Genomic DNA, 13,037 nt, shown 5'->3' on the forward strand with positions numbered 1-13,037 from the left:
ATTATAGAGTCACGATATAGGCGGCCAGGTCCTTGATGTCCTGATCTGATAGGCCTTTTACGTATGGTTGCATATCAGGGTTCTTTCTCACTCCTGATTTGATCTCTGTCACTTGCTTCACTACATACCAATCATGCTGACCAGAGAGCTTTGGTGCTTTTTTAGCAAGGTTTCCTTCCCCATTTTCACCATGGCACTGAATACATGTTGCGTATAAGGCCTTTCCTTTAGCTGCGTCTTGAGCAAAACCTGTAGACAATAGTGAAGATAGAACAAAGACAGAGACTAAAGAAAGAACACTTTTCATCGAAACCTCGTAAAGTAATAAATAGAATGGAATTAACTAAACTGCTTAGAATTTTACTCTAAAAGATTATTAGACGGCAACCACTTTCATAGGGAGAACTTTGCCCGCTCCTCGAAAAATCTCACCCAAGAAGGCCTCCATCGCCTCTGTTGAAAGCCCTTCGAAAACTCCACGGACGTAAGAAATCTCTCCGTCACAGTAGATAAAGTCCCAAGAAAGGGCCGAAAAAAGCACTTGGGAAGACTTATTTTTCTCTACTAAAGACAGCTCATTCCAGCGGGAAGAGGCCTTAGACACTTCCGAAAAATCCAAAGCGTGGACTGATCTAAAGAGGGCGCCCATCAAAGAAAGCTTCACTTTTACAAAGAGATTCTCCAACTCCTGGGGGTCTTCGGGAGAAAATGGCAGGTGATTTTCGTCGCGTAAAAAACTCTCAATCTCCCTAAAAGAGATCCTCCAGATTTCACGCAGAGTTTTTCCTTCAGAAAACTGGGCCAGGACTTCGGCAAAAAGAAAGCTCACTTCATCGCGAGGACCGCGGTGCCTGGCCGTCAAAATCTTGTCACCTATATTCTCGATGGCAAAATCAGGCCCATGACTTTCCCCTTCCAGGTAAAACCTTGGAGCACTAATGAGGCCCTGGGCCCTGTGGGAAAGAGAACTTAAATTTACTTTCAAGATGCTATCGCCTTCTTATATAGTGATGTTGGAGACGCTACATTAACATGATCAAAAATGAAAAACACCCCCTAAATCATAAACTGACTTTCCTGGTGATCGGCCCGATGCCTTTTTCCATGAAATCGATTGCTCCTCTCTTAAAAGACGAAAACACCCGTCTGGTTTTTATTGATGGCGGTCTGATACATAAAGGGAAACTTCTAAAAAAGGCCCCGCTTCTGTGCAAAGGGTCCATCTCTGTAGGCGATGGAGACAGCAGTAAAAAGCAGATGACCATCACTAAAACAGACCAAAACCTCTCCGACTTAAGTTTTTTCCTTAAAACATTTTCCCGTCAGAATAATATCGGAAGATTTGTTTTTGCCGGTTTTCTCGGGGGAAGAGTTGATCATGAAGTAGTGAATTTTGGTGAAATGATCCTTTATATAAGGAACTGGAAGAAAAAGTCTCCGCTTCCACGCTTATGTTTTGAAGATAAGGTAGAGTTTCTAGCGGCCGGACGCCATGAATTCTGGATTGATGGAATTTTCAGCGTCGCCTCATTAGAAGACAACCACATCAAAGTGAGCGGAGAATGTGCCTATCAGGCAAAAAAATGGCTTAAGATCGGGCCCCTGAGCTCTCGTGGCCTAAGCAACCAGGGGCAAGGCAAGGTGGTCATCCAGACAAAAAAACCGCTGATAGTTTTTTTCCCGGACCTATAAAGATTTAAAAGTCATTTTAAAGCGCGCATCACCTTCATCCAGATCCAGGAGCTCTTCGCGGTATTTCCCCTCTAAAAAGAGCTGAACCTGATCGTTATAAAAAGGCGACAACAAATGGCCTGAGTTTCCAATTGGCAGAATTCCCCACGCTTTTTCCGGACGGGCAAAATCGATAATCCTGCGGGTTGATGGGCCGGCCGTCACCGCGAAATCACCTTTATATGAAGTTACTTTCTGGTTGTTCACTTCCTGAGTCGCCCCCGGCGCCGGGTAAGGGCCAAGGTTGAAAATATAATTGAGCGGCTTCACTCTTCCGATGGGATGAACGAACTCAAGAGTGTGCAGCTTTCCCCACTTCCACTCGTTAGTGTCTTCACCAAAACGTTTTTCCAAAGTAGTGATCGTGCCGATAAAAGTTTCTTTTAAGAGTGCGGCGCGGTCGAATTTTTTCCACCACGGCGACGTAGGCTCTAAGATTACGCGCTTAAAAAAGATCCATCCATTGGGAACTTTTGCAAAAATTTCTTTTTCATCATCCGTTAAATTCACCAGCATTTTCTTTTGGATATCGCGGGCCCAGCTGTAATAAATCGAAGGAGCAATGGAAGTAATCTCAGAGCTTAAATTCCACTCGCGCAAAATCTGCACGTATTTTTCATAGCGGTTTTCTTCTGTTTTATTCTTAAAGCTCAAATCGTTTAATAAAGCATGAAGCAGGACTTTGTTTTCAAAATTCATATTCAGGGCCTGGACTTCCATCAGCTCTTCAGGCGACCATTTATCATTTTGTGAGAGGATTTTTTCCAGGGTTTTTTGGCGGTCATCCGGCTGCCAGTCTCCGCGCAAATGCGCCGGATACCCTGCAGGTCTGGCGTTGGCCGAAACGATCAGACCACTTTCCGGATTTTCCGAATGAGGTTTTTCATTCATCGCCAGCGTACCTAAAATTTCATCATTTCCGCTCTGACCGTCGAGAATAAAATCGGTTTTAATTCCCGGGCGTTTTTTCCAAACTTCTCCAAAAATCCACCAACCGATATTTTCTTTGTCGGCATAGAGAATATTTAGACCTGGCGCCATCCCCGTGGCCACAGCGTCCTTAAACTCCTGCATATTTTTAGCTCGTCCCATGCGAAAAACAGTGGTGAACGGGTCGTTTTTCTCGCTGTAAAAAGGCCACTGAAGACTCAGTGATTTCTCTTTTGTCGTCTCGCTTAAGGCGTAATCTAAAATTGGCCCGTGGTGCGTTTTAAATACAGTCATTTTAAAATCAGGCGCGTTTTTTACTTTGATGATTTCTTCGCGTTTTTCCAGCGGAAGATCTTTTCCTTTAAAACGATAGGTCAGGTCTTTTTCATTGATTTGTTCCTGATAAATGTCCATATCATCAGTCAAACTCATCGTTAGCCCCCAGCCGCGCTCGCGATTGTGGGAAAGAATAGGAAAAGGAATAAGCGAAAGGAAGTGACCATAAGACTCATACTCAGGTGTCTTTATATGGGCCTCAAACCAGATCCCGGGATGCGAGTAAGAAATGTGTGGGTCATTAGATAGAACCGGGCTTCCAGAAGAAGTTCTCTTTCCTGATAAAAGCCAACCATTTGATCCTTCAAAAAGTGGGAATCCAGACTCTAAACTCGAGATAACTTTTAGCACTTCTTTTGAGACGAAGCTGGAAGTGTCCACTACGCGTGTCACCTCATTAGGGATTTTTTCATTGCGTAAATCATTGGTTAAATCGCCGCCGATCCTTTTTGCAAGATCAGTCAATAATGGCTCAGTCATAATAGCGATGCCAAAACTAAAGCCCATAAGCCCTACGAAACTCTGGCCGTCGACCATACTGAATGGACGAGGCTTAATCCCCAGGATTTTAAATTCGATCGGCAACGCTCCTTTTTCTACAAACTGATTAACCCCGTCGTAAAAGGCATTCATCTCTTTTAGCATTTGCGGATCAAAAGATTTTTCTGCCGTCTTTCTGGCAAAAAGTTTTTCCGACTCATACTTGAGCCCAAGGTTTCTAAAAAGCTTATCAGAACGAAGTAGTTTTTCTCCGAGAAGCTCTGCCAATTCCCCTTGTGCTAGACGGCGGCTGACTTCCATTTGAAAAAGTCTTTCAGAGGCCATGACATAACCCAGAGTCCTGAAAGCATCTTCTGATGTTTGAGCATTAATGTGTGGGATTCCATGCCTGTCGCGCACAACTTCCACCGGAGCACTTAAACCAGAGAGGGCCGCTTCTCCATTCATCTGTGGCACGCGAGAGCGAAAGAATTCGTAGCCTCCCACAATAGCTGACAAGACAATAAGGGCGAAGATAAAGAGAGCAATCTTTAGCGTTTTCTTTTTATTCATAATCATGAAATAATCTAAACATAATTATGGAAGAAGTTAAACACAAAAACCGCTCGCTCTTTCTCGACGTCCTTCGCGGCTTCACTGTCGTCTTGATGATCATTTTTCACTTCTCATTTGACCTGGATTATTTTGGCCTCGTGAGTTTTGATATTGTTCATCACCCGTTTTGGTATTTTTTCCCGCGATTAATTGTCTTTCTTTTTCTTTTTGCTGTAGGTGTGGCCCTGACTCTCGCTCATCGCGAGGGCATCAAGTGGAAACCATTTTTTAAACGCCTTTTGCTGATTGTTTTCTGGGCCGTCGTCATCAGCGCCGTGACTTACAAATTCTTCCCGAATAATTGGATTTATTTTGGCACCTTGCACTCGATCGCCGTTGTTTCTGTCATGTCATTGCCGTTTTTAAAACGTCCACGAGAAGCACTCATTATAGGTCTATGTTTGTTCATCCCATCGATCACTATGGATAAAACAATTCCCTGGATTCAACTTCCCCACTCATCGTGGGACTATATCTCACCGTTTCCCTGGGTTGGTGCTAGTTTACTCGGGATATTTGCCGCGCACAAAGGTATCCAGCGAATCGAGTTCCCTCAAAATTCACTAGTTAAATCTCTGAACTATTTAGGCAAGCACTCCCTTTTTGTTTACCTGATTCATCAGCCAATACTCTTTGGAATTCTTATGCTTGTTGTGAAAGTTATTCGTTCCTAGCCCATATCGACTGTGATATAAAAAAGCATACATTCAATTAGGGACTCACTGTGAAAAGACTATTAAAAATAGACTGGAACAAAGTGGAGCGCACTATTGGCGGGATGAAATTCGCCGTCATCATCATTCTACTTTTTTCCCTAGCTATGATCATCGGAACATTTCTCGAATCGTATTACGGAACAGACTTCGCCAACCGCACCGTTTACAAAACTTTTTACTTCATGTTCATCCAATTCGGGATGCTCATGTCGATTATCTTCGCGGCCTTCTTAAGACTGCCGCCGAAAAAAAGACTCTACGGTTTCTACACCATTCATGCGGGCCTTATCATTATAGGTGTAGGATCAATGATCACTTATATTGCCGGAATCGACGGTAGTATCACTCTTGCGCCGAATGAGCCTAACCGCCAGGTTATTCTTTCTAAAGATGTTTTGAAAATGACTTACCCTGAAGAAGGAAAACAAGTCACAACAGAGCTTCCTTATAGTGCTTTTTCAACCAATATCAATCAAGAGTACGAAGGGATCAACGTTGTTGAGTACATCCCTTTTGCCGAAGGAAAATTCGTCTGGACTGACGCCATCAATTCATACCCGGCCAATGCTCCAGTACAGTCTTCTAAATACTATTTTAAAAACCCGTTTGCTGAGCAGGAAGTTCTCCTGACTCTTCACCCAGAGTCGAGTTCGGAATTTCAATCAACAATGAGCATGGGGCCTTTGACTTTTAACTACATGCCTGCCAACCTGGCGACTTGTTTTGAAAAAGAAAACCCATCAGGCATTATCATTTGGAACTCAGAAACTGCTGAGTGTTTCACACCTGAAGAAAAAAAACTTCCGGTTAAAACAACAAGTGCTAACAATCGTTTCTTAGTTTACCCAGTTGATGGAAAACTCTTCACATTCTTCCCTGACTTCTCACCATTTCCGGTTGATGCGAATTTTCAGGTTGATCAAAAATCGATCATCCGCTCTTTTTCTAAAAGAATCTTTGAAGATAAACCCAACCTGTTTCTTTTTGGAAAGAAGCTCGCTTTCTACTCTAAAGATGACAAGAAGTGGTTAGTTCACAATATCGAATTAAAGGGACCGACAGTCGGTCTTCCGTGGATGGGGGCCGAAATCTCTTTAGTCGACCACCAGGATAGACTTGTTCCTTTTAATCTTCCAGTTTCAACCATTCCCATTCAAAAAAATGGACAAGTTATTAAAGGTGACATCCGCGCGGTGAAACTTGAGATCATGGGCAAAGAATACTGGGCGACCAACTACTCTCCTCTGAGCCTGATTATTGGCGGGAAAAAAGTTATTATTGAAGTGACCAAAGAGAGCTTAACTCTTCCCTTTGAAGTGGCACTTTCACAATTTAAAATGGACAAAGACCCGGGAACAGACAACCCGGCAAGTTACGAGTCCTTCGTTAAACTTTTTGACGATGGCAAGATGACTAATCACCACGTCTTTATGAACAATCCATTAAAACATTCGGGATACACTTTCTACCAGGCCTCTTACTCTCAAGACAGCGGTGGAAATTATCACTCGACACTCGCAGTAAACGTCGACCAGGGGCGCGAACTAAAATATTTAGGATCGCTAATGCTCGTTCTCGGTGGAATCTGGCACTACAATCTGAACAAAAGAAAAAAAGAAAAAGGAGCTGATGCCTAATGAAAACTCTCATCTTAATCCTGCTCTCTCTGCTAACTTTAAGCGCTCACGGGATGGAGACATACTTCTGTAAAAAAGAACTTGAGACTCTACCTATTCAACAAGGTGGAAGGATCAAGCCTCTTTATGTTCACGCTTCAGAAGCGATGAAGGCCTTAACGGGAAAAGCAAAAGTCGACGACCTTTCTGCGGTTGAAGCCTACTGTCTTCTATCTCTAAATGGCATGGGCCTTCCAGTATCTCTAAAACTTATGGCGAGAATTGATCATGTCGATGCTATGAAGTTTTTAGGTTTACCTAACGACACTCACGAAATTGATTACGAAACTCTTATCACTAAAGAAGACGAAATCAGAAATGAGGCCAGAATGGGAAAAGGAAACGATTCTTATAAGAAGGCCATGGGAAAACTTTTTGACAACATCTTCCTTTATAAAGAAATCAAAAGCGGAAACAACTGGCTTTTTGCAGACGTCCAAGGCACAAGCTTAAACTGGTCGCCACTGACAACTTTTTTGACAGAAGATAAAGTTGTGGCCCAAAAAGCTGTGACTCCAGGAGACCCGTTTCTTCCAGTTTTACTAAAATCAAAAGCTGACTACACTGCCGCTTTCGGCGACAAATACATGGTTGAGTACTGGTATGCTAAAGCAGGACTGGCAAGTGTAGCGATGCTGCTTTCTATCCTGGCCCTGGCCTCAATGGTACTGTTTAAAAACTTCAAGATCACTCTTGGCCTTGCGGGTTTATCAATCATCACTCAGATCACTCTGATCACTTTTAGAGTCATCATCTCTGGAAGAGCTCCGATCACAAATATGTACGAGACTGTTCTCTTCTCTGGTTCGGGGGCCCTTTTATTAGGGTTAGTTCTTGGCCACTTTAAGAACGAAAAAGTTTTCGTTTACATGGGTCTTGCTTACAACGTTTGTACACTGATGATGATCAACTTCGCTAACGGAATGCTAACGGCAACAATCTCGCCTCTGGTTCCAGTCCTTCGCGACAACTTCTGGTTATCAACTCACGTAACGACTATCATTCTTTCTTACGGTGCACTGGCCCTAAGCTGGATTCTTGCCAACACTGTTCTTATCAAGCGCCGCCTTGGAAAGATGGATAAAAAAGAAGAAAACACAAACGCCGACATTATCTATACAACTCTAAAATGGGGAACGACGATGCTTGCTGCCGGGATTATTCTTGGAGGAGTGTGGGCCGATTACTCTTGGGGAAGATTTTGGGGATGGGACCCGAAAGAGACGTGGTCACTGATCGTTCTTTGTCTTTACACTGCGATTCTTCACGGGCGTTACACTTCATGGATTAAGAACGACCGTTTTATGACAGTGACAGCGGCTGCTTTCTTAAGTGTTATGATGGCATGGTTTGGTGTTAACTACATCCTGGCATCAGGACTTCACTCTTATGGATTCAGTGAAGGTGGAGCAGTCTTCTTAGGCTCGTTTTTCTTAGTTCAGATCATCATTCTAGTTATCACAAAAAATAGTTCTAAAACAAAAGAAGCTGAACCTGCTTAAGGTTCAGCTTCCTTACGATCTTAATTCTTTGTAAAGTTCACTTTTTCAATGCCGATCACACCAATGATCGGCGCTTTTTTTCCAATAAACTTCATATTGTTAAATTCTTTTTTATTATTCATCATCACGATTTCTGATTGAGCGTTTTTGGCCACTTCAATCTGATACTCTCTTCTTTCACCTTTAACCGCATTATAGAGAGTGTCTAAATAAAGCACCCCTCCGCGCTCTTCATCGAAGTTATGGCTATAAAGTCTGACTGTGACATATTTATCTTTCTGGTGAAGGATGATTCCATCTCCATTGATCTCACTCATATCGACTTCTTTTCTTTCTGTCAGTTTTCCGTTTTCATAAGCTTCCATATAAATGTGCTTAATCCCACGTCCGTCTTCATCCATCTCATACGTCATTCTGCCGGTGTTTTTATCAACGTCGCTTGAAACCACACACAGAACTTTTTCAGCTGCTTCTGTGGCGCTTAGAATGCTTGATAACATGAAGATGGCCAGTGCCGTTGGCACGATTTTGGATAATTGCATGAGTCCCCCATATGTTTTTGAACATTGGGTTCATCGGCAAAATTTTCCCTAAGCCTGAATGATTTTAGAAAAGGGCCTTCATCTGATCGACATACTCAGGTTTTCTCATCCCTACAAGAATGTAATCAAAACCATAGTCTAGGTAAGTTTCAACTGCCATGACTGAAAAAGGTCTATCGCCATCATCTGGCAGAAGCCCCACAGACATCGCCTGTTTTTTAAACTCTAAGGCCTTATTTGAGAGATTTCTTCGGGAATAAAGATAGGAAGTTTCCATCAATTGATAAAACGGTTGTGCCTGCTCAGCAGAAAGACCCTGGCCTCCCCAGACGCGGGCAATAAAAGGAAAGAAGTGTCCGTAATAGACCTGGTCTACAGCATCCGGAGTCGGAAGGTTATTCCAAAGGTCAGTGAACTGTTTAATCATCTCTACTTCATAAAAATCATCTGCCGTTGTATTTTCATCAACGGCTTCATCCCACTTTGCTTTGACTAAACTCATAGCATGATCAAAAAGCTCCTGTGCCTTCTTATCGTCCAGGTTTTTCGTCTGCTCTTCATAGGTCGCCAGTCTCACCAGCTTATTTTGCGTAAACGCATTTAAAGGGCGATTAACCACTGTTGTCAGACCATTGGCCATACACAACTCAAGTAAACTCTCATCGCCGTAATCGCCAAGTTTTTCCAGGGCCCCAATCTCAATTAGGTTAAATGGGAATTGAACCATCTTAAAATTTTTGCCGTTCATTTCTTTAAGCACAGAAAGAATGCGTGAAAGGTCTGTCACTTGCGGGTCATTAAGTGGAAGCCCAAAATTATTTGAACTCACTCCATAGGCCTTAATTCTTCCCTTCTTCACTTCTTCTTCACAGTAAATGAAGGCCTTTTTTAAACGAGCGTAGTACTCGTCTTGAGTTGATCCTTCTGTCTGAAAATAATATTCCGGGTTATGCAGGAGAAAGTAATCCACAGAATCGCGCTTGAGTCTTTCTAAGCTTTGATCCAGCTGGCTTTTTAAAAATTCTGGATGAATAGAATGTTTTAGCTCTTCACTTAAATCCACCAGGTCTTCTAAGGCCTGTCCTTTTTCATTAAGCTCTCTTAAAACATGTAAAGCGTGCCCCTGGATATATCCAGCTTTCGTTACAATGATTGGTTTATACTGTGGGTTTTCACTTAAAACAGAGCCGATCAGCTCTTCTGATTCACCATTGGTGTAGTTTGAAGATGTGTCGATTAATGTGCAACCGGCCTCAAGAGCTCTAACTAAAGACTCTCTGTGCACTTTTGACTTAATACTTACGCGGTAAGATCCAAATCCTACATGTCCCATGAAAATGATCCCTGAATGTATAAATTATTGAAGAAAAGGCAGAAGCCCGCTGATCCTGAAGATGCCTTCGGCGCCCTTGTCCTCTTCGTACTGGAGATTACGATAGCATTCATTTTTTGAATCTAAAACAATATCTTGTTGTCCATTAACCAGAATCCCTTCAACTTCCAGAGTGCTGGCGTTAAAAACCGGGGAACCTGAATTGCCTTCAAATGAATCCAGTCCAGCAGTAAAAGAAATATCACTGCCGTTGTGGTTTACTTTTGCGCTCTTTGAAAGCATCAGCGGAAGCCCGAATGGGTGTCCAATCATAAAAACGCGGGCGTTATCCGCAATTTTATTTTTCAGATTTAATTTAAGTGCCGGGCGTTTTTTAGGAACGCGGTCTAGTTTGATGATCGTGAAGTCGCTCTCGCCGTCAAAAGACTGCGCCACAATAGATTGACAGCTAAAGACATTGCTGTTTAAAACGCTGTACCCTTTTTTTGTTTGCTTTTTACTGTCGACATCAAAGATGACCTTTTTCATCATGCAGTCTTCACTCGTTTGAAAGCAGTGTCCGGCCGTCGCCATGAGATCAGGCCCAATTAAAAACCCCGTACATCCCGGAAGTGCACTTTTATTTGAAAAGCGCTCATCCACACACATCTGCAATGTTTCTTGCAGGGTTTGAGCTTTAATGGTGGTTTTAAAAAAGTTCTCTACTAAAAGGTCTGTGCTGACAATCAAGGCCACTGAGCGGCTTAATTCCTGGATCTCTTTTGTTGATTGAGTAGTAACTAGTTCGCGGTCGTCTTTTCCATAAATCGAGCCAACAGTGCTTAAGTCGATATTGAAGGCCGCGCGGGCATTCATCGCAGTCAAAAATAGGCATAAAAAAAGGACCTGGCGCACATGTTCTCCTATGAAAACGAGTCGCCAGATCCTACCATTTTTAAGAGGTCTCCCCCTAAAACGTGAAATTATTACTTAGTGAAAACCCTTCAATTCCTTGATGTTTGTGATTCTTGTCACATCTTCCCCACGGCATTCTGTCATCTTACAAACCTTAGGGATTGAACACCCTCTTACCGGGTCACTGACGTAGTCTCTTTCCCCACGTACTAAAATCCCCTCTACCACACCTGTTTTTGAGTCAAACACCGCTGATCCAGAGTTCCCGCCAAACGTATCCAGAGTGGCCTGGAAGTAGTAGTTATTTTTGTTTGTTCTCACAGCTGCACCATCAGCAATTTTTGATGGAAGCCCAGATGGGTGGCCAATAACAACCAGATCGGCTTTGTTGGCGATTTTCCCCGATGTTCTTACCTTAAGTGGAAGGCGTCCTTCTACTTTGCGGTCTAGTTTAACGAGAGCATAGTCATTGTCCGTTGCTCTATCCAGAGCACGCGAAATAATTTGTGTACATGTGTATACAGCAGACTTCGGCACAATGTGAGTTTTCTTTTCTTCTGTTGTATTGGCGTAATCGAAAACCCATGAGTAGCGCGAGCAATCACTTAGGGATTCAATGCAGTGACCAGCAGTCACTAGAAGGTCTTCTCCTACTAAAAATCCTGAACAGTTTGCCGCTGTGATTTGTTTTGCAAAACGAGCGTCTGAACAAATCCCATCTTCTTCCAGAGTTGTTCCGGTAATTTCCAGTAAATCACCTTCGCGCTCTTCCAGAGCATTTGTCGGGATCATCGCAGCAGTTGACTGAGCAAGAGTTTTATAAAGAGTATTTTTTGATTCGAAAATATCTTTTCTGTCATCTACACCGTAGATAACTTTATCGTAAGAAAAAGCATTGTATGAAAAGGCCAAGAGCAGGCAAGAAGCGAAAATTTTCATGGGATGTCCTTATTTTGAATTTTAAATAAAAAAAAGGCGGCCATTTAATTGGCCGCCTTTGTATGAGGAAAACTACATTGCTAGTGTATCGAAAGGGTTTAGGTATTGAGCTTTTACTTGTCTCATACCAGAGTCTTCACCCATTGACTCGAAATATCCGTACAGTGCTCCCTCAGTGATTTTCTGGTTAGCATAGTAAGACTTGATGAAGTTTCCTGCAGTGTCTTTAATGGTAGCGTTCAGTGGAACAAAACTTAGTCCAAGTTGAGCAAGAGTCAGCATAATGCGTTTTCTTGCAATTTGAGTTGGACGGTCGTAGTTGTAAGCAACTGCTGGACGAGACTGAAGCATAGACTCGTTATCAAACAGGTTAACAACAACTTTTTCATTGTTATAAGTTACGCGCTGGAAAGCGTAGTTCATACGATCGTTAACTTCTGAGTAAAGGCCTCCTGCTTTTTGAAGCTTAGCTGTTCCTGCTCTGAAGTTAGCGTAGAAGTTATTGACTCCGTACTTTGTCCAGTTAGACTTCGCTGCACTTGATTCCCAAAAAGCGTACCATGGAATGCGTGATTCATAGATAGACGACCAGATCATGTTCACTTCATCGTGAGTTAGACCAAGTTCTTTTTCATCGAAGCTTTCAAGATAGTGAAGAAGCATATTTTGGTGAAAATTTCTTCTTTCAGTAATTAGTTTTTCTACTTGAACAACCACGTAGCTAGCTGTGTTTAGCATTGGGATGTTGCTCAGTCTCTTTCTAGCGAAATCAAGCGCCCAGCTTACTGCTTTGTAAGTGACGTTTCTCTTATAGAAGAATGTCGGGTCTTGGACGTTTGAAAGGATTGTTGGGTCTAGAAGTAAAATAGCATCTGTCATTTTACCTTCGAACTTTGAAACAACTTCATTGAATGCCGGGTTTGTAAAAACACCATCAACGTTAACCACTGCAAGTTGCTTTAGTGAATCAACAACTGTCTGCACATAGCGGTCGTACTCAGCTTGAGTGTATCCCTGAGCTAAAAGAAGCTCACGGTCTTCATCTAATACTGAACGAACATTAGCTTCGTACTCACCGCTTGCCAGGTTTTGCTCTGACATTAGTGATTGTTCAGCTTTTAGCTGGGACTTAATCATATTTACATAGGGAACGACAGAGAACTTTACCGGAAGAGTCCTGTCTCTGATCCCTACTAATTTACCGTCGTCTGAACGGATGACTTGAAAACGTTTATGAAAAGCATCTGCTGATTTTGCGAAAGCTTGGTTTGTGTTTACAGCGAGCAAACACAGTAGCCCCACCACAAGTGAGAATGATTTCATTTTTCCTCCTAGTTGAAAAA

At 42.6% G+C, this 13,037-nt stretch carries 12 protein-coding genes; 4 read left to right on the forward strand and 8 right to left on the reverse strand.

All coding sequences use genetic code 11. The annotated features are described in order from the left end of the window. Window position 1: 1 nt before the first annotated feature. Both C0V70_RS10765 and C0V70_RS10770 read right to left on the reverse strand, forming a co-directional pair. A complete protein-coding gene (locus C0V70_RS10765; RefSeq protein ID WP_102243864.1) occupies window positions 2–307 on the reverse strand; it encodes a c-type cytochrome in 306 nt (101 codons plus the stop codon). Window positions 308–376: 69 nt separating this feature from the next. Continuing rightward, window positions 377–985: a hypothetical protein gene (locus C0V70_RS10770; protein ID WP_102243865.1), complete on the reverse strand. Its 609-nt coding sequence runs from the start codon at window positions 983–985 to the stop codon at window positions 377–379. Between the two features lie 47 nt (window positions 986–1,032). Between C0V70_RS10770 and C0V70_RS10775 the strand changes: the two genes are divergently transcribed. Next, complete coding sequence (locus tag C0V70_RS10775; RefSeq protein WP_102243866.1) at window positions 1,033–1,692, forward strand: motility associated factor glycosyltransferase family protein; 660 nt, start codon at window positions 1,033–1,035, stop codon at window positions 1,690–1,692. Here C0V70_RS10775 and C0V70_RS10780 read toward each other — a convergent pair. Then, window positions 1,687–4,056 (reverse strand): penicillin acylase family protein, encoded by a 2,370-nt coding sequence (locus tag C0V70_RS10780; RefSeq protein WP_102243867.1) that lies wholly within the window; start codon window positions 4,054–4,056, stop codon window positions 1,687–1,689. The genes C0V70_RS10775 and C0V70_RS10780 overlap by 6 nt on opposite strands. 20 nt (window positions 4,057–4,076) lie before the next feature. Here C0V70_RS10780 and C0V70_RS10785 point away from each other — a divergent pair, with 20 nt between their 5' ends. The 3 genes from C0V70_RS10785 to C0V70_RS10795 are packed head-to-tail and all read left to right on the forward strand — an operon-like array spanning window position 4,077 to window position 7,986. After that, complete coding sequence (locus tag C0V70_RS10785; protein WP_102243868.1) at window positions 4,077–4,766, forward strand: heparan-alpha-glucosaminide N-acetyltransferase; 690 nt, start codon at window positions 4,077–4,079, stop codon at window positions 4,764–4,766. Between the two features lie 50 nt (window positions 4,767–4,816). Continuing rightward, complete coding sequence (locus C0V70_RS10790; RefSeq protein ID WP_102243869.1) at window positions 4,817–6,445, forward strand: cytochrome c biogenesis ResB family protein; 1,629 nt, start codon at window positions 4,817–4,819, stop codon at window positions 6,443–6,445. Further along, window positions 6,445–7,986, forward strand: coding sequence for a cytochrome c biogenesis protein (locus C0V70_RS10795; RefSeq protein WP_102243870.1), 1,542 nt, complete (start codon window positions 6,445–6,447; stop codon window positions 7,984–7,986). Before C0V70_RS10790 ends, C0V70_RS10795 begins: the two co-directional genes overlap by 1 nt. A 20-nt stretch (window positions 7,987–8,006) precedes the next feature. Here C0V70_RS10795 and C0V70_RS10800 read toward each other — a convergent pair whose 3' ends face one another. From C0V70_RS10800 to C0V70_RS10820, 5 genes are all read right to left on the reverse strand, one after another. After that, on the reverse strand, window positions 8,007–8,528 hold the full coding sequence (locus tag C0V70_RS10800; RefSeq protein ID WP_102243871.1) for a hypothetical protein: 522 nt from the start codon (window positions 8,526–8,528) through the stop codon (window positions 8,007–8,009). Window positions 8,529–8,592: 64 nt separating this feature from the next. After that, window positions 8,593–9,861: an aldo/keto reductase gene (locus tag C0V70_RS10805; protein WP_102243872.1), complete on the reverse strand. Its 1,269-nt coding sequence runs from the start codon at window positions 9,859–9,861 to the stop codon at window positions 8,593–8,595. Window positions 9,862–9,885: 24 nt separating this feature from the next. Beyond that, the gene (locus C0V70_RS10810; RefSeq protein ID WP_102243873.1) at window positions 9,886–10,755 is read right to left on the reverse strand and encodes a trypsin-like serine peptidase; all 870 of its coding nucleotides are present in this window, start codon (window positions 10,753–10,755) and stop codon (window positions 9,886–9,888) included. A gap of 75 nt (window positions 10,756–10,830) precedes the next feature. Continuing rightward, window positions 10,831–11,694: a trypsin-like serine peptidase gene (locus C0V70_RS10815; protein WP_102243874.1), complete on the reverse strand. Its 864-nt coding sequence runs from the start codon at window positions 11,692–11,694 to the stop codon at window positions 10,831–10,833. A 72-nt stretch (window positions 11,695–11,766) separates the two neighbouring features. Then, window positions 11,767–13,017, reverse strand: coding sequence for a hypothetical protein (locus C0V70_RS10820; RefSeq protein WP_102243875.1), 1,251 nt, complete (start codon window positions 13,015–13,017; stop codon window positions 11,767–11,769). Window positions 13,018–13,037 lie beyond the last annotated feature (20 nt).

Source organism: Bacteriovorax stolpii, from assembly GCF_002872415.1.
GTDB classification, from domain to species: domain Bacteria; phylum Bdellovibrionota; class Bacteriovoracia; order Bacteriovoracales; family Bacteriovoracaceae; genus Bacteriovorax; species Bacteriovorax stolpii.